General features: G+C 58.0%; 16 protein-coding genes, 1 tRNA gene and 1 pseudogene. 4 read left to right on the top strand and 14 right to left on the bottom strand.

What is annotated here, in order from left to right; translation table 11 throughout:
* The first annotated feature begins 6 nt into the window (after positions 1–6).
* Positions 7–82 (top strand) — tRNA-Thr (locus ACA070_RS01420).
* A gap of 320 nt (positions 83–402) precedes the next feature.
* Positions 403–615: a hypothetical protein gene (locus ACA070_RS01415; protein ID WP_497451895.1), complete on the top strand. Its 213-nt coding sequence runs from the start codon at positions 403–405 to the stop codon at positions 613–615.
* 134 nt (positions 616–749) lie between these two features.
* On the opposite strand, the gene ACA070_RS01410 is transcribed toward ACA070_RS01415, so the two are convergent.
* Genes ACA070_RS01410 through ACA070_RS01400 form a run of 3 tightly spaced genes read right to left on the bottom strand, consistent with a single transcriptional unit; the run spans position 750 to position 2,377 of the window.
* The gene (locus ACA070_RS01410) at positions 750–1,460 is read right to left on the bottom strand and encodes an SDR family NAD(P)-dependent oxidoreductase (protein ID WP_497449759.1); all 711 of its coding nucleotides are present in this window, start codon (positions 1,458–1,460) and stop codon (positions 750–752) included.
* 42 nt (positions 1,461–1,502) lie between these two features.
* Entirely contained in the window at positions 1,503–2,159 is a 657-nt protein-coding gene (locus ACA070_RS01405; protein ID WP_497449758.1) for a DsbA family oxidoreductase, read from the bottom strand.
* On the bottom strand, positions 2,156–2,377 hold the full coding sequence (locus ACA070_RS01400) for a tautomerase family protein (RefSeq protein WP_056745525.1): 222 nt from the start codon (positions 2,375–2,377) through the stop codon (positions 2,156–2,158). Before ACA070_RS01400 ends, ACA070_RS01405 begins: the two co-directional genes overlap by 4 nt.
* Positions 2,378–2,598: 221 nt before the next feature.
* On the opposite strand from ACA070_RS01400, the pseudogene ACA070_RS01395 reads away from it, so the two are divergent.
* Positions 2,599–2,923 (top strand): annotated as a pseudogene (locus ACA070_RS01395) (helix-turn-helix domain-containing protein).
* A 265-nt stretch (positions 2,924–3,188) separates the two neighbouring features.
* On the opposite strand, the gene ACA070_RS01390 reads toward ACA070_RS01395, so the two are convergent.
* From ACA070_RS01390 to ACA070_RS01375, 4 genes are read right to left on the bottom strand one after another with little or no spacing between them, the layout of a single operon-like run.
* Complete coding sequence (locus ACA070_RS01390) at positions 3,189–3,962, bottom strand: DeoR/GlpR family DNA-binding transcription regulator (RefSeq protein ID WP_497449757.1); 774 nt, start codon at positions 3,960–3,962, stop codon at positions 3,189–3,191.
* Positions 3,963–4,017: 55 nt separating this feature from the next.
* Entirely contained in the window at positions 4,018–5,019 is a 1,002-nt protein-coding gene (pdxA, locus tag ACA070_RS01385; protein WP_497451894.1) for a 4-hydroxythreonine-4-phosphate dehydrogenase PdxA, read from the bottom strand.
* A 5-nt stretch (positions 5,020–5,024) separates the two neighbouring features.
* Complete coding sequence (locus tag ACA070_RS01380; protein WP_497449756.1) at positions 5,025–6,317, bottom strand: four-carbon acid sugar kinase family protein; 1,293 nt, start codon at positions 6,315–6,317, stop codon at positions 5,025–5,027.
* A complete protein-coding gene (locus tag ACA070_RS01375) occupies positions 6,314–7,327 on the bottom strand; it encodes a 2-keto-3-deoxygluconate permease (RefSeq protein ID WP_077747522.1) in 1,014 nt (337 codons plus the stop codon). Before ACA070_RS01375 ends, ACA070_RS01380 begins: the two co-directional genes overlap by 4 nt.
* A gap of 789 nt (positions 7,328–8,116) precedes the next feature.
* Between ACA070_RS01375 and ACA070_RS01370 the strand changes: the two genes are divergently transcribed.
* Positions 8,117–9,043 (top strand): LysR family transcriptional regulator, encoded by a 927-nt coding sequence (locus ACA070_RS01370; RefSeq protein WP_497449755.1) that lies wholly within the window; start codon positions 8,117–8,119, stop codon positions 9,041–9,043.
* On the opposite strand, the gene ACA070_RS01365 is transcribed toward ACA070_RS01370, so the two are convergent.
* From ACA070_RS01365 to ACA070_RS01335, 7 genes are all read right to left on the bottom strand, one after another.
* The gene (locus ACA070_RS01365; RefSeq protein ID WP_010464672.1) at positions 8,960–9,277 is read right to left on the bottom strand and encodes an AzlD domain-containing protein; all 318 of its coding nucleotides are present in this window, start codon (positions 9,275–9,277) and stop codon (positions 8,960–8,962) included. The two genes, ACA070_RS01370 and ACA070_RS01365, sit on opposite strands and share 84 nt — an antisense overlap.
* Entirely contained in the window at positions 9,256–9,972 is a 717-nt protein-coding gene (locus tag ACA070_RS01360) for an AzlC family ABC transporter permease (RefSeq protein WP_462029006.1), read from the bottom strand. Before ACA070_RS01360 ends, ACA070_RS01365 begins: the two co-directional genes overlap by 22 nt.
* Positions 9,969–10,382, bottom strand: a complete 414-nt coding sequence (locus ACA070_RS01355) for a GNAT family N-acetyltransferase (protein WP_497451893.1) — start codon at positions 10,380–10,382, stop codon at positions 9,969–9,971. Before ACA070_RS01355 ends, ACA070_RS01360 begins: the two co-directional genes overlap by 4 nt.
* A gap of 46 nt (positions 10,383–10,428) precedes the next feature.
* Complete coding sequence (locus tag ACA070_RS01350; RefSeq protein ID WP_497449754.1) at positions 10,429–11,178, bottom strand: 2OG-Fe dioxygenase family protein; 750 nt, start codon at positions 11,176–11,178, stop codon at positions 10,429–10,431.
* 234 nt (positions 11,179–11,412) lie between these two features.
* Positions 11,413–12,699 carry an OprD family porin gene (locus tag ACA070_RS01345; RefSeq protein WP_497449753.1) on the bottom strand — a complete coding sequence of 429 codons (1,287 nt, stop codon included), beginning with the start codon at positions 12,697–12,699 and terminating at the stop codon, positions 11,413–11,415.
* Positions 12,700–12,940: 241 nt separating this feature from the next.
* Positions 12,941–13,336 (bottom strand): nuclear transport factor 2 family protein, encoded by a 396-nt coding sequence (locus ACA070_RS01340; protein WP_497449752.1) that lies wholly within the window; start codon positions 13,334–13,336, stop codon positions 12,941–12,943.
* Between the two features lie 17 nt (positions 13,337–13,353).
* Positions 13,354–14,025: a DsbA family protein gene (locus ACA070_RS01335; RefSeq protein ID WP_497449751.1), complete on the bottom strand. Its 672-nt coding sequence runs from the start codon at positions 14,023–14,025 to the stop codon at positions 13,354–13,356.
* Between the last annotated feature and the right edge of the window lie 100 nt (positions 14,026–14,125).

Raw genomic sequence — 14,125 nt, 5'->3', positions numbered from 1 at the left:
TAACACGCCGGTATAGCTCAGTTGGTAGAGCAACTGACTTGTAATCAGTAGGTCCCGGGTTCGACTCCTGGTGCCGGCACCATACAAAACAAAGCCCCTGCAGAGATGCAGGGGCTTTGTTGTTTCTGGAACGTCCACTTTTCGTCCACATAGTGGAACCTGTGGGAGCGAGCCTGCTCGCGATGAGGCCGTCAAACCCAACGACGCTCTACTGACCAAGACAAAGGCTGTTTTTCCAAGACACTTGCGTGCTGAATCGATGCATCCAATTCTGGTACCGCACATCTACATACCTCACCAAAACGATGAGCGGTTAAGGCCGAAAATCAGTGAGGCGGCATAATGGCATCAGTGCTTATGCACAACCTGCCATTTCTCTCCGCCGTTGCGAGCCTCTTTGTAATGAACACCGAACGACGTTACTCGATCATCTTGGAGCACAGCGCCGAGGTGCTGCTTGAACATGCACTCATGGCGCAGATAGAGGCATTTTGGGACGCCAACGATAACCGCTACTTCGGGTTGCGTATGGAGGACGAGCACAGCGCGCACGCACGAGTGATTGTTACGGACGAAGTCCCCGACGAAGAAGATGTGGAGCTTTCCTGTCTGTAGCGGATGGGATCACTCGCCACCTCCGTGAGGTGGGGAGGCCGGCCAGATGATTCTCAGATTTATTTTCGACTCCAAAACAAAGCCCTCGTAAAAATACGAGGGCTTTGTTGTTTCTGCGGTTTGGACAAGCGGTCTTAGTGACCGGCGCTCTGGCCACCATCGACGTGCAGGATTTCGCCGGTAACAAAGTTCGCGCTATCCAGATAAACAACAGCCTGCGCAATGTCACTGATCTCACCCATATGCCCAACCGGATGCAGATTCCCCAGCGCCTCATGAGTTTCCTCACCATGCATCGGCGTCTTGATGATGCCCGGGGAAACCGCGTTCACTCGAATCCCGCGCTTGGCGTACTCAATCGCCAGGGACTTGGTTGCCGCGTTCAAACCACCTTTTGTCAGCGAAGCCAGCACCGACGGCACACCATCAATCGCGTGGTCCACCAGGCTGGTGGTGATGTTGACGACGTGGCCTTTGCCTTGTTTCTCCATCTCGGTGATCGCGAGTTGGGTGATGTAGAAGAAGCCGTTCAGGTTCACCGACAGTACCGCGGCGTAATCTTCAGGGGTGTAAGCGGTGAACGGCTTGGCCACGAAGATCCCGGCGTTGTTGACCAGGGTATCGATGCGGCCGAAACGTGCGATGGCTTCACGGATCACTTGCTGGGCGACCGCCGGGTCGCCGATGTCACCTGCCACGGTGAGGATGTCCGGGTCGGTGGACGGTTTGATCGAACGCGAAGTGGCGACAACTTTGTAATCCAGTTCGCGGAAGGCTTTAACCATGCCTGCGCCGAGGCCTTGGGATGCGCCGGTAATTACGATGACTTTTTTCGAATTGCTCATGATGAACCTCTACTAATAAATGATGGTTTGAAAAGTAAGTAATCAGGCTTCGGCGGGGGCGTTGGCCATTTGTCTCAACATCTGTTCGTAGTACTCGACCGACTGCGAACCGGACACCAGGTGGCGACCGTTCAGCACCATGGCCGGAACCGAGTTGATACCGTGCTGGCGGTAAAACGCTTCAAGCTCTCGCACTTCTTTGGCGAACGCTCCGGACGCCAACACCTCTTGAGCAGCCGCCGCATCCAGTCCCGCTTCAGCCGCCAGACGAACCAGCGTCTCGCGATTACTCGGGTTCTGGCCGTCGGCGAAATAGGCGCGAAGCAGGATTTTCTTCAGTGCGACCTGCCGCCCTTCCTGCAACGCCCACAACAACAGCCGATGCGCATCAAACGTGTTGTAGAAGTGAGTGCGCTTCTCCAAATCGAACTTGAAACCGATGGCCGCGCCGCGCTCGATCTGCATCGCTTTGCCGGCGGCGACGTCTTCGGCAGTCCTTCCATATTTGCGCATCAAATGCTCGACCGCTTTTTCGCCGACTGCCGGCATGTCCGGGTTCAGCTCGAAGGGCTTGTAGGTCAGCTCCACCGACACTTCACCGGCCACGTTCTCAATCGCCTGCTCCAGCGCCGTCGCACCCAATGCACACCACGGGCACACCACGTCGGAGATGAAATCGATGGAGACGGTCGCGGTCATGACTGACCCTCCGCCTCAGCCAGCTGCTTTCGGTACTGGGTGGTGGTGATGCCGGCGTAACCCCAGTTATCGGTGTCGACTTCTTCGATCACGATGTGGGTCAGGTGCGGATCCTTCTTCAGGACGCGTTCCAGGGTTTCAGTGATTTCGGCGATCACCTGAGCTTTCTGCTCAGAGGTAACGCCATCGCGGGTGATGCGTACGCTTACGAAAGGCATGAGGACTCTCCAGTGACCTTCCCTTCGGAATGAATGGGTCGGCGTTGGAGCTCAATGTATGGAGTTAGTTGGAGGGGATAAAGGTGGGGGCGGGAACATCATTAGTTACTTGGTGTAATGAGTTCCGTCGCGCAGACGCAGCACGTTTGCTTCCGAAAGGATCAATCAGCTAGCCTGCGCTTATCGAAAATTTTAGATAACTCAAAGGACGGGAGACGTACATGGCAGTTCAATTCTTCGACAGCCCATTCCAATGTCACGCACGAAAAAGAAGTCGCCAGCAAAATCGCGCTGAAGATGGAGTTATCGATATTCATCACGGACTGCATCAAAACTCAGGGTCTCAAACAGAGTGAAGCCGCAGTCAGGTTGAACGTGACCCAATCACGCGTTTCAGAGCTCACCACTGGCAAGATCGAGAAATTTACGATCGATGCAATGATGGACATGCTGGATAAACTCGGCTTTCGCACTACTTTTACATTGCCGTCCAACGATGTCGGGGCCACGCCTCAGATCGTTATTTCACATGCTCGCGACCGCTAGATGCTGTGGGACTTTGCGGTAGGACTTAGCTACTTCTGATGTAGTCCGCTTTGTTACGTGTCGCAATTTTCCACTTTTTGCGACACGTCTTTGGAACATGTCGCCGCGGACGACATGTTGGCCGAAATTGGATTTTCGCGACATGAGTCTTGTCGCGAGGGCGATTGCTACTGTATGAGTGCAAACTAACGGCGTTGTTTATCAGATTTTGGGGGCCGCTACGCAGCCCAACGCAAGCAAGCTCGCTCGCTACAGAGGTGAGCAATCAAGCGACGTCCACAGTTTCCACCGTGATCTGCTTAAGCGCATAAAACGGCGCAAGTGCCGCCTCATCCGCAGTGGCCCCGGTAATCAACCGCCACTCCCGCTCAATCGGCGTCCAGTGCTGTTGCCGGGCGCGCCCCAGCTTGTCGGTGTCGGCAAGCACAACAATCTGCGCAGCCCGCTTAATGATGCATTCCTTCAAATACGCCTGCTGCGCACTCGCCTCACACAAACCAAACTCCGCGACCACGCCATCCGCACCCAGAAAGGCCTTGTCGACACTCAACCGACTCAACGTCAACTCCGCCAACGGCCCCAACGTGCTCATGCTCGAACCGCGCAGATCGCCACCGATCAACGTCAACCGAACACCCGGCGCATTGGCCAGGGTCATCACGGCGAGCAGGTTGTTGGTCACCACATGTACGTCTTGTCGCGAACACAAATGATGGGCCAGCGCGGCACAGGTGGTGCCGCCATCAAGCAACACGGTATCGCCGTCCTGAACGTGGGCCGCCGCAGCCTGGGCGATGGCGTCTTTTTGCTCCCACTGCGACGTCTTGCGCTCTTCAAGCGAGGCTTCCGGCTCGTGAACGCCGACAACCGAAGTGGCGCCGCCATAGGTCCGCACCAGGTGCCGCTGTTTGGCGAGCATGGTCAGGTCGCGTCGCACCGTCGCTTCCGAGACCCCGAGCGCCGCGCTCAATTGCTCGACGTTGGCATCGCCAATGCGTACGAGATCGATGATGGCGCGGTGGCGGTCGGAGGCTTTCATGGCGGGTCTCGTTGTGTGGACGGTGGTCGATCTTACACGACAGCGCCCGCGCGGCTCATCCCCGTCGTGTGGCAAGCTCAGCGCCCTGGCGCAGCGCTTCGAGCAGGCTGCGTTCATCGGCGATGCCCTTGCCGGCGATGTCGAAAGCGGTGCCGTGGTCGACCGAGGTACGGATCACGTCGAGGCCGACGGTCACGTTTACGCCCGCTTCAAGTCCCAGCACTTTGACCGGGCCGTGGCCTTGGTCGTGATACATCGCCACCACGAGATCAAAGTCGCCGCGTCCGGCGCGGAAGAACAGCGTGTCGGCGGGCAGCGGGCCGGTGACGTCGAGGCCGCGTTCCTGCAGCAGCTTCACCGCTGGGATGATTTTTTCTTCTTCTTCGCCATAGCCGAACAAGCCGTTTTCACCGGCGTGGGGATTGATCCCGCACACGCCGATTCGTGGCTTGGCGATGCCGGCCTTGATCAACGTGTCATTGCCGCGTTCGATGGTGCGCTGGACCAGGCCCGGCTCGATCTTGCGGATCGCGTCGATGATGCCGATGTGGGTCGTGACGTGAATCACCCGCAGTTGCGGCGCGACCAGCATCATCGAGACTTCATCAACGTTGGTCAGGTGCGCGAGCATTTCGGTGTGGCCGGGGTACTTGTGGCCGCCGGCGTGCAGCGCTTCCTTGTTCAGCGGCGCGGTGCAAATCGCATCGATCTGTTTGGCCTCGGCGAGTTGCACCGCGCGGGCGATGTATTGGTAAGCAGCGTCACCGGCGATCGGCGACAGTTCGCCGAACGGCAGGTCGTCGGGGATCAGGTCGAGGTCGATGCAGTCAATGGTGCCGGCCTCGTACAAGGCCTGGGAGGCGTCCTCGATGCGACGTACTTTGGCGCTGCCGCCGACGATGACGTTGGCCTGTTCGAGGCGGCGGGCATCGCCGATCACCAGGGGCCGACATTGTTGGTAGACGATGTCGTGAGTCAGGCTCTTGACGATGATTTCCGGGCCGACACCCGTGGCGTCGCCCATGGTGATGCCGATGATGGGGAGGTAGTTGCTCATAGTGTTCATTCGAGTCCTTGGATTCGTGTGCGTTGGGGCGGGGAGCGATCGGCGCTGTCGCTCAGGTGTTGCCATGCCGCATACAAGGCGTTGTCGGTGCCGAACGCGCCGGCTTTGGTAACGATGCCGGGGCGGTGGCCCTGCCGGGAAACGGTTGGTCGGGCGAAGGCGACGCCGGCTTCGATTTCGGTCAGCAGTTGCAGGCTGTCGATGCCGACGGTGGTCAAGATGGCCCGCGCCGTCTCGCCACCCGTGGCGATCAGGCCGCCAACCTTGGCGAAGTGTGGTTCAACCAGCACGGCCAGCATGGTCGAAAGCTGTGCGCCCTCTTGGGGATCGAACGCTTCATCGCGACCGATGCGCAGCAGTAGGTCGCTCCAGCCGTCGAGTTGCTCGCCGATGCGCGATTGCCAGAGCGACCAATCGCCATGGGTTGTGCCCTGGCGAAGGACCTCGGGCGGGACGACCAATTCGCTGACGCCGCCGCGCTCCTTAAGCAAAGCGCACTGTCGCTCGCAGACGCCGGAGAGGCTGCCGACGAGTATCAGAATCGGCGCCTGACTTTTTTCGACGGCATCGGGTTCGATGGCCGTGAAACGGACTTCGGAGCTATCAGAAAGGCTGGTAGGAAGACTGGCGATTTCCCGCGCCAAGCCGCCCGAACCGATCCAGAACAACGGCTGCTCCATCGACGCGGTCAGGCGAGCGAGGGTCAGCAGGTCGTCTTCGGTTTGCGCATCGACGATCAATGCCTGCGTGCCATTGCCGGCAATTTCAGCAATGTGCCGCTTGAGCGCTTTTTCGTTGCCGCGCAAGGTATCGAGGTCCAGCTTCGCGGTGCTCAGGCCGGCGGCAACGAGCATCGCCTCGACATCGGCCGGACGGTCGGCGTTTTCCAGTTTCCAGGTATCGGTGGTTTCCAGCGGCTGGCCGTTCACGAACACCCGACCGCCGCGCAGCGTACGCCCGGTGGCGGGAAACGCCGGGGCGACGATGGCCAGGCCGGCCAACGGTTGCAGGGCGGCGACTTCGGCCGCCCAGTTGCCGCGCAGCGTCGAATCGATTTTCTTGTACAGCCGCTGCCCGGGTTGATGCAGTGCCTTGAACGCAGCGACGGTGCGCTCAGCGGCCCGCGCCGGGGAGAGACGCCGAGTGTCGGTATCGGCGGCGATCACCTGAGCGTCGGCCTTGTCATTCAAGGGGTCGAGCGTGACGACCGTTTGCATCCCCGCGCTCGCAAAGCCGATGGCGCAATCCGCCGCGCCCGACAGATCGTCTGCGATGATCAGAATCCTCATCGCAACGCCTCCTGCTTTTGAGGTTCGATCCCCGGCTCGGGTATGACGACCGGGTTGCGCTGCTGCACGCGTTTGGCGACGGCGGCGGTGAGCAGCGGCGCGAGGATCGCAGTGACCACGACGCAGGCAGCCACCAGAATGGTCGCGCTCTTGGCCGCTTCGGCGTACACCGGGTTGGCTGCTGCGATCAGCGCAGGGACTGCGGCGGCATTCCCGGCGGTGGTGGCGGCAGCGACACCGGCGACGCCTGTGCCACCCGTCAAACGATCGGCGAAGAACAGCGGAATGCCGGTCAGCACGACCACCGCAACGCCCATACCAAGACCCAGCAAACCGGCTTGCCAGACGTTATGCAAGTCCAGGCTGGCGCCGAGTGCCAGGGCGAAGAACGGGATCATCACCGGAACAGCCTTGGCCAGAAAGTCGCGCATGTCACGGTCGAGATTGCCCAACAGCATGCCGAGGGCCAGTGGCAGGATGCTACCCACCAGGGTCGGCCAAGGGAACGCCGACAGGCCGGCGATACCCAGGGTGACCATTGTCAGGAAAGGACCGGACTCCAGCGACATAACCGAGTAGGCGCCGACGTCTTCGGAGCGACCGTATTGCCCCATCAGCGCCATGTACAAGCCGCCATTGGTGTCGTTCATCGCGGCGACCACTGCAAGCGTCGATATACCGGCAAAGAGCCCAGACGAAATCGGCTGCTCGCCCAGGAAATGCCCGAGCACAATGCCGATGAGCACAGCGATGCCGACTTTCGTGATGAGCAGCGTGCCGCCCTTCTTCAGCAAGTACGGCGTGGCCTTGATATTGATGCTCGCGCCCATGCAAACGTAGAACACCGCGAGGATGGGTAACGCCCCAGTGAACAGCGCATTGGTGAAGGAGCCGAAAAACTTTGGTGTGTCGGGAAGGAATGTAGCCACCAACGAACCGATCAGCAGCGGGACAATCATCATGCCGCCAGGGATGCGTTCAATGGTGCGCTTGATAGGAATTTGGGCCACGAGGGTCTCCTTTTATAATTGTTTGGTAAGACGTTTATCACCTCGAAAAACTGACTGGATCGATCACTTTATGATTGAACCAGTCAAAATGATCTTAGGTGATCGTCCATAATTGCGCAAACCAATCATTCAAATGATCGTTTTGATCATTTGTGAAGGAAAAAAACCTCGGAATGACATGCCCTCGCTGGCACAACGCCCATTGAAAGCAATTTCCGCCGCAATGCAATTTTTGTAGCAGCTGGCGAAGCCTGCGTCCGGCTGCGCAGCAGTCGTAAAACCTGAATTTGCGGTCTTCCTGAAACACCCATTGTCTGATTTTACGACTGCTGCGCAGCCGGACGCAGGCTGCGCCAGCTGCTACCCATCGCGTTACGGCTTAATTGGCTGGCATTAGTCTCTCAGGCTGCTTTTTTATTGGCGAAAAAAAGCCCCGAACCAGTCAGGGCTTTGCCTCCCGTTTCGCTTTCACCTCTGCATGTCCTCAATCGAGTCGAACTGCTGGCAAAATTCTCGTGCTTCTTTCGCAGGAAAAAACCCCACAACGCAGTGAGTTTCAACAAAAAAAAATGCCCAAACCTCCCGGTCCGAGCATTTTTTTGACCCTAATCACCCACCCCTCCCCAAAAACCTCGACTCTATGTAAGCCTCCAGCCATCGGACGCAGCATCATTTCGCTACTAAACTCGGGACAAGCGTGTTCATGTGCAGGATTATAGCCAGCACGTATCGCCCAACCGGCGGCCAGGTACTCAACAATAGCCAGCCCACTTTAGAGGGCATTACCCAATGGATAGCAGAACCCTACGCAACCTGATGCGCATTGTGCAGACCGGCTCTTTGTCGGCAGCGGCAGAGCATTCCTGTTTAACCGTGCAGGCGTTGGCCGCTCAGTTGAACAAGGTCGAAGAGCAGTTCGGTTTTCGGTTGTTTCGTCGCTCCAACAAGGGGTTGACCCTGACCCCGCAAGGCACGGAACTCACGCCTTACATGGACAAGGTGTTGGTCGCCACGCGGCAACTGGAAGAAAAGGTGGCCGCGCTGAAGGTGCCTGGGCAGCGCACGCTCAAGGTGGCGCTGAACACCACTCTGTCGGCTGACTTCAATCGGCGAATGATCGGACGCCTGATTGAGGTGTTTCCCGACTATCAGCTGGAATTCAGCTACGCCGAGTCGATGGAAAACCTCAGCAAGCTGAAGAATGAAGACTTCGACCTGGCGGTGCTCATCGGCCCGCAGAAGCCGGGGTTGCCCAGCATCATCCTGCCCGATGTCCAGGTGCAGGTGGTCGGTGCGCATTGCGGCCAGGAACATGATCCGCTGGTGTTGCTCGGCAACAAGTTTCAGGTGCGTCCGGCGGACGATTGTCCGTATTCCCACAGCTTCCTGCGCTTTCTCGATGCCGGTCTTGGCAATTACGAGTCGGGCAAGCGGATGGTGTATTCGTGCAGCGAAACCCTGACGTTGTCGTTGATCACGCAAATGGACGGCCTCGGCATGGTCTCGCGGGATGCCGCCCAGCGTAACGGACTGACCATTTTCCCCGGCTTCGAAGATGCCCTCGAAGTGCGGCTGGCGATCAATAATCCGGAGTTGTCGGGTCAGGCCTTGCACGATGTGGTCGACCTCCCGCTACATGAACGAGCCGAGCGCAATGTACGCAGCCGTTCCCACCGCAACGGAGAGAAAGAGGTTTTTGCTGAAATACGCACATAACAACGTCGGAATCGCGGCATAAAATTCCGGGCGATCGAGCTGCACGTGCTGATCCTTGATCAACAACGGCGTGAGGCTGATTGCAGCGACGATCGCCACCGGCAGGTATTCCAGAGCCCGGGCGACGAAGGGCGGCCAATGGTCGGTGTTCACTTGCAGCGGCAACGCGCGCGGCAGGAAGGTCACGGCCATCATCAGTACGACGACCAGAATCAGGAACGTTTGGTCAGGCATACGCCCACCCCGCAGCCCACGAATGTGGCGATAAATACGTTGAAGGGCGAGCTGCCGACCAGGCTCAGCGCGCCCATACAGGCGACGGCGGCCAGTGCGGCGATGAGCTTGTTACGTGTGTTGCACAGCGACACCAGCACATAGAGCATCATCGCGGTCAGCGCGTAGTCGAGCTGATACTGGATCAAGTGCGCCGCGTACTGCGCGCAAATCGCCCCCAGCAAACCACCGAGTACCCACGAGGTGTGGCAATACAGATTGAAACCGATCAGGTAACGCACGTTGACGGGCGAGCCCTTGCCCAGTTTGACGCTGTGAAAGGCGAACGACTCATCGGTCAACCCGCCCGCGTAACACCAACGCTCAAACCGACTGAGACCCATCGCCTGCAACGCTTTGGCCATGTAGACCGACATCAGCATGTGCCGCGCATTGATCAGAAACGTGGTGAGGATGATGGTGGTGAGCGACGCGCCGCTGGAAATCAGCGCCAGGGCGGCAAACTGTGAAGCGCCGGCATATACGAACAGGCACATGGCGACCGGCAGCCACACGGGCAACCCGGCATTCACCGCCATCAAACCGAACACAAACGACACCGTGAAGTAACCCGCAACCACCGGGCTGGCTTCGGCGAAAGTGCGCGACGCGTGCGGCTCGACCATCAGCGGCTGGCTGCTGGACGTCTCATTCATAGGTCCCTCTCAAATGTTCTTTCGCCGCGCGGTTCGCAAAAACCCTGGGCACTCCAAAAGCGTTGGCCGGCAAGGTTAGCATCGTCGACAAACAGGAACATCCGCAGCACGCCCACGCGTTTCATGTCTGAGGACGCCGCTTCAACCAGACGTTGACCGACTCCCTGGCTGCGGTACTCCGGGCTCACTGCGAGGTGGTTGATCGTGCCGCGACTGCCGAGCATTCCGCCCAACACCGCGCCAACGATTTCGCCGCTGGCATCCAGTGCGATAAACGCAGTAGTGGTCTTCTGCACCAGCACACTGCGCAGGCATTTGGCGTCCTGCCATTCACAGAAAGATACTTCTTCGAACTGCCGAAAGAAGCGTTCCAGGCGCTGTGCATCCTTTGCCGTGGTGCGCCGCAGCATCACCGGTGCAGGGCACTCGGCGAGGCTGGTCACGGAGTTGTACTGTTCAGCGAACAATGTCGAAAGCGGTCCCGGGCCGCGAGAAAGAGATCGCCAGAATCTGCCGGTACGCCATGGCGTGAGAATGGGTATTGCGTGCCGGTGTCACGTAGTGACGCATGTCGCGATCAAGAAAGTAGGTGGTGTCGAGGATTTCCTCGTAGGTCGTCGATGCCACTTGCTCTTGATTTTGAGCTTCGTACAAACGGCTCTCCGCCCCTTCAACGTTATTGCGGCCCCAGAAGTGCACGCCACTGAACGGATAACCGTCGCAGTGAATACCTTCCGGGGTGATTTCCAGTTGTTTGCCGGGCTTGATCTCGATGCGGATCTGATGAATCTGACATTGCCAGATTTCGTCGTGCAACTCCTGCGGTAGCACGTTTTTATACACTTCGAAGTCGGTGTCGATGAGGCTGCGCATTACCGGCGAATTGATGACTTCATCAGAGAAATCCTGGAAGTGCCGAACCATTCCGCCCACGTAGCTGTTGTTCGCCTTGGACTGAACATAAGCGCGGTGTTCCAGCTGCTTAAGATCGCGGGTGACGGGGTTGTACTCGAAATCGCTGTAGCGACGGTAGCGCATGCCCGCTTCGGCCTGACCGTAGTAACTGTCCGGCTCCATGTTTTCCCAACTTCTGGTCAATCTGACGAAATCGTTGAAATGACCGAAGAGATTGAAGTCAGCACCCTGGACGTTGGCATATTTGTCACGCCGTAGAAACTCGCCCACTTCTTTGTTCAAAACGATCATTTTCAAAAATCTCCGTACATTTAGCAGCCTAATCTAGAGAGCGCAGGATTTACGTCCATGAGAAAGAATTTGAGGCATATCAAGCGCTGCTTGAAACGGAGCATGACGTTGCTTTAAATCGACTTTTCACGATCGAAAATGGCCGTTTTATGCGTTTTTCCTATGGTTCTCACGCGAAAAAAAACCCCGAACCATTCGGGGTTTTTTATCGAGTGTTGGACACTCAGTCGATCATCAGAAGATGTTGATCGGGTAATCCACGAACACACGCACTTCGTTGCCGCTGACGTTGTACTCGCTGGATTTCTGCGAGACGCGCAGGATCGAGCTGCGCAGTTTCACGCTCAGGTCTTTGGCCGGGCCGCTTTGCACGACGTACTTGAACTGGTTGAAGATTTCGCGCTCGGTGCCGCCTTCGCTGGTGGACGTGGTGATGTTGTCACCGCGCACGTAGGCGAAGTTGTAGCTCAGCCCCGGAATACCGAAGGTGCTGAAGTCCAGTCCGTAGCCCAACTGCCAGCTGCGCTCGTCTTCGGCGTTGAAGTCGGACCAGTAGGAGTTCGACAGGTAGATGGTATTGCCGCCGTCGCCGACGCGACCTTGACCCTTCTGGTAGCCGCCATAGGCGTAGCCCAGATTGCTGTCGCCGGTGCTGCGCTGGTGAGCGAGGGTGAACGAGTGCGGGCCGGTGGCGAAGGTCGCTGCCAGGCTCCAGATCTTGTTGTCGTCGCCGGTGAGACCGTTTTCGCGGACGTAGGAATCATCCAGCTTGGTGCGGTAGCCGTTGAAGTCCAGGGTCAGGGACTGATCCTTGTCGATCGGGAACACGTAGTTGGCGTTCACGTATTGCTTCTTCAGCACGTCTTCGACGTCGGATGCGTAGAGGGCAGCCTTGAATTGGTCGGTGAACTGGTAGCTACCGCCCAACACGTTGATCGACTTCAGGCCACCACTGTCACGGCCTTCAGCGCTTTTGCGCGACTCGGCGGTGAAGCGACCGGCGTTCAGTTCCAGGCCTTTGATCTCCTTGGAGGTGATCATGGTGCCGGTGTAGCTTTCTGGCAGCAGGCGTACGTTGTCGTAGCTCAGGACCGGCAGGGCCGGCATCTGGTCGCCGTAGGTCAGCGTGGTGCTGGAGAGACGGAATTTGACCGCTGCGCCGCCCTTGGACAGGTCGTCAGCCGCGTTGCCGCTGTCACCCTTTTTAAAGAAGTCGATGCCTTGTGCGCCGGTGCGACCCTTGCCGCCATCCAGACGCAATGCGTACAGACCGAAAGCATCCACACCGACACCGACGGTGCCTTGGGTGAAGCCGGACGAAAACGTACCGATGGCCGCTTGGCCCCATTCGGCTTTGTCCGGGTTACCGTCTTTGTAATCACGATTCATGTAGGCGTTGCGCAGTAGCACTTTGAGGCTGCTGTCTTCAACAAATCCCTTGGATTCGGCCTGGTCGTCAGCCATGGCCTGTGTAGCGCTCAACATCCCCAGAGCGATCAGGCTGATTCGCTTATTCAACATGTTGTTCTTTTCCTTATTACCGGTTGGTACGCGCTGTGTCGAACGGCTGAAATGGCGCTATCGCACTCTTTTTTCACCCCAAAACAAAAAGGCCCGCCCACGAGAAAATCGTGGCGGGCCTTTTTATTATTTTATTGAGTCATGGCGGTTAGCCACAGGCGTTGGGCGAATGCTAGCCGCGCCCTCAACGGCGTGTCAATTTCATGAATCGTCTATGAAAAGCTGAAAATCGTCTAAGCGATTACTTGCCAGTGATCGCCAGTTGCACCGTATGGCTGTCGACGAATTGTTCGAAGTGGGTGACCTTGCCATCGGCCAGGGTCCACAAATGCGCCACGCGAGCATTCATCGGCAGGCCAGTGGCCTTGTAGATTCCGCTGTAATTGCCGTAGGCAAACACCTTGTCGCCCTGTGCGACGTAGTCCTCGATCTTCAACTGAAAATCGTCCCATTCGGTGGCCAGACGCTTGAACACGTTCTCCACAATGGCATCGAAACCGACGTAGGTGCCGGCGTAGGGGAAACCTGCGGATTCGGTCCAGCGGGCATCCTCGGCCAGGGCCGCAGCGGTGTTGTGTGCATTTTCCTGGGAGTTGGCGCCTTCGTAAGTGCTTTTGATCAGGCTCAGGTTGTCCATGGTGACTCCGGATGAATTCAAGGGGCGCAGCCGTCGATGCCACAGGATTGCACGGGTGTTGACATCGCTTGTGCAGGAGTCGATTGGCTTAACCATTGCGCGAACGCTTGCGGCTTGCCGAGCCAGGGTCCGATATCGACCAAGGTAAATTGACCATCCTGTTCAAGGATGAAAGTCGGAAAACCCTGGCCGCCGACCTTGGCCAAGAGTGCGCGGCTCGCCCTGACATGGCGATCGGTTTCCACTGCTTTGAATGCCAGCCGGAAGGCTTGAGTGTCGAGGCCGATGTCGTTGGCAAGCTCCAGCAAAACCGCTTCGTCGGCGATGCGCCGACCTTCCACGTAATGAGCCGTCTGCAACTGCCCCAGCAACTCAAGTCCGCGGCCCGCAAGCTGTTCCGCTGCCATCACTGCCGCAATTGGCGGCGTGGAATCGAACAAAGCCGTCTCATCGCGCAGCAAACCTTCGAAATACGCGTCGCCGAATGGCTGGCCGGTGTACTCGGCGATGCGTCGGTCGTGGGGCATCACGTAGTTACGCAGTTGTGGGGAAACGGTTTGGCGGCTGGCGCCGCTCATCATCCCGCCACCGTGGGCGATCACCGGCAGCACGCCTTGGGCGGCTTGTACCAGCGGTTTGGCGCCGTAGCACCAGCCGCACAGAGGGTCGTAAATGTAGTGAAGGATCATAGGAAACTCCGGCAACTAATCAGGAAAATTCAATGCCAGCAGACTAATCCTCAGACCGTTTCGGAAAAACGCTGGAATGACTTTCAGTCTGTTTCAAGAA

The sequence above is a fragment of the Pseudomonas sp. LBUM1678 genome (genome assembly GCF_059695575.1).
Note: the sequence above shows the minus strand (reverse complement) of the source record. Positions and strands in the feature narration are given on the sequence as shown.

What these genes read in the sequence shown, in the direction of transcription:
- ACA070_RS01345 (WP_497449753.1), bottom strand. Translation starts at nt 12,699, where the DNA reads ATGTTGAATAAGCGAATCAGCCTGATCGCTCTGGGGATGTTGAGCGCT.
- pdxA (WP_497451894.1), bottom strand. Translation starts at nt 5,019, where the DNA reads ATGAGCAACTACCTCCCCATCATCGGCATCACCATGGGCGACGCCACG.
- ACA070_RS01340 (WP_497449752.1), bottom strand. Translation starts at nt 13,336, where the DNA reads ATGGACAACCTGAGCCTGATCAAAAGCACTTACGAAGGCGCCAACTCC.
- ACA070_RS01335 (WP_497449751.1), bottom strand. Translation starts at nt 14,025, where the DNA reads ATGATCCTTCACTACATTTACGACCCTCTGTGCGGCTGGTGCTACGGC.
- ACA070_RS01400 (WP_056745525.1), bottom strand. Translation starts at nt 2,377, where the DNA reads ATGCCTTTCGTAAGCGTACGCATCACCCGCGATGGCGTTACCTCTGAG.
- ACA070_RS01390 (WP_497449757.1), bottom strand. Translation starts at nt 3,962, where the DNA reads ATGAAAGCCTCCGACCGCCACCGCGCCATCATCGATCTCGTACGCATT.
- ACA070_RS01405 (WP_497449758.1), bottom strand. Translation starts at nt 2,159, where the DNA reads ATGACCGCGACCGTCTCCATCGATTTCATCTCCGACGTGGTGTGCCCG.
- ACA070_RS01365 (WP_010464672.1), bottom strand. Translation starts at nt 9,277, where the DNA reads ATGCCTGACCAAACGTTCCTGATTCTGGTCGTCGTACTGATGATGGCC.
- ACA070_RS01380 (WP_497449756.1), bottom strand. Translation starts at nt 6,317, where the DNA reads ATGAGGATTCTGATCATCGCAGACGATCTGTCGGGCGCGGCGGATTGC.
- ACA070_RS01370 (WP_497449755.1), top strand. Translation starts at nt 8,117, where the DNA reads ATGGATAGCAGAACCCTACGCAACCTGATGCGCATTGTGCAGACCGGC.
- ACA070_RS01355 (WP_497451893.1), bottom strand. Translation starts at nt 10,382, where the DNA reads ATGCTGCGGCGCACCACGGCAAAGGATGCACAGCGCCTGGAACGCTTC.
- ACA070_RS01350 (WP_497449754.1), bottom strand. Translation starts at nt 11,178, where the DNA reads ATGATCGTTTTGAACAAAGAAGTGGGCGAGTTTCTACGGCGTGACAAA.
- ACA070_RS01415 (WP_497451895.1), top strand. Translation starts at nt 403, where the DNA reads ATGAACACCGAACGACGTTACTCGATCATCTTGGAGCACAGCGCCGAG.
- ACA070_RS01410 (WP_497449759.1), bottom strand. Translation starts at nt 1,460, where the DNA reads ATGAGCAATTCGAAAAAAGTCATCGTAATTACCGGCGCATCCCAAGGC.
- ACA070_RS01360 (WP_462029006.1), bottom strand. Translation starts at nt 9,972, where the DNA reads ATGAATGAGACGTCCAGCAGCCAGCCGCTGATGGTCGAGCCGCACGCG.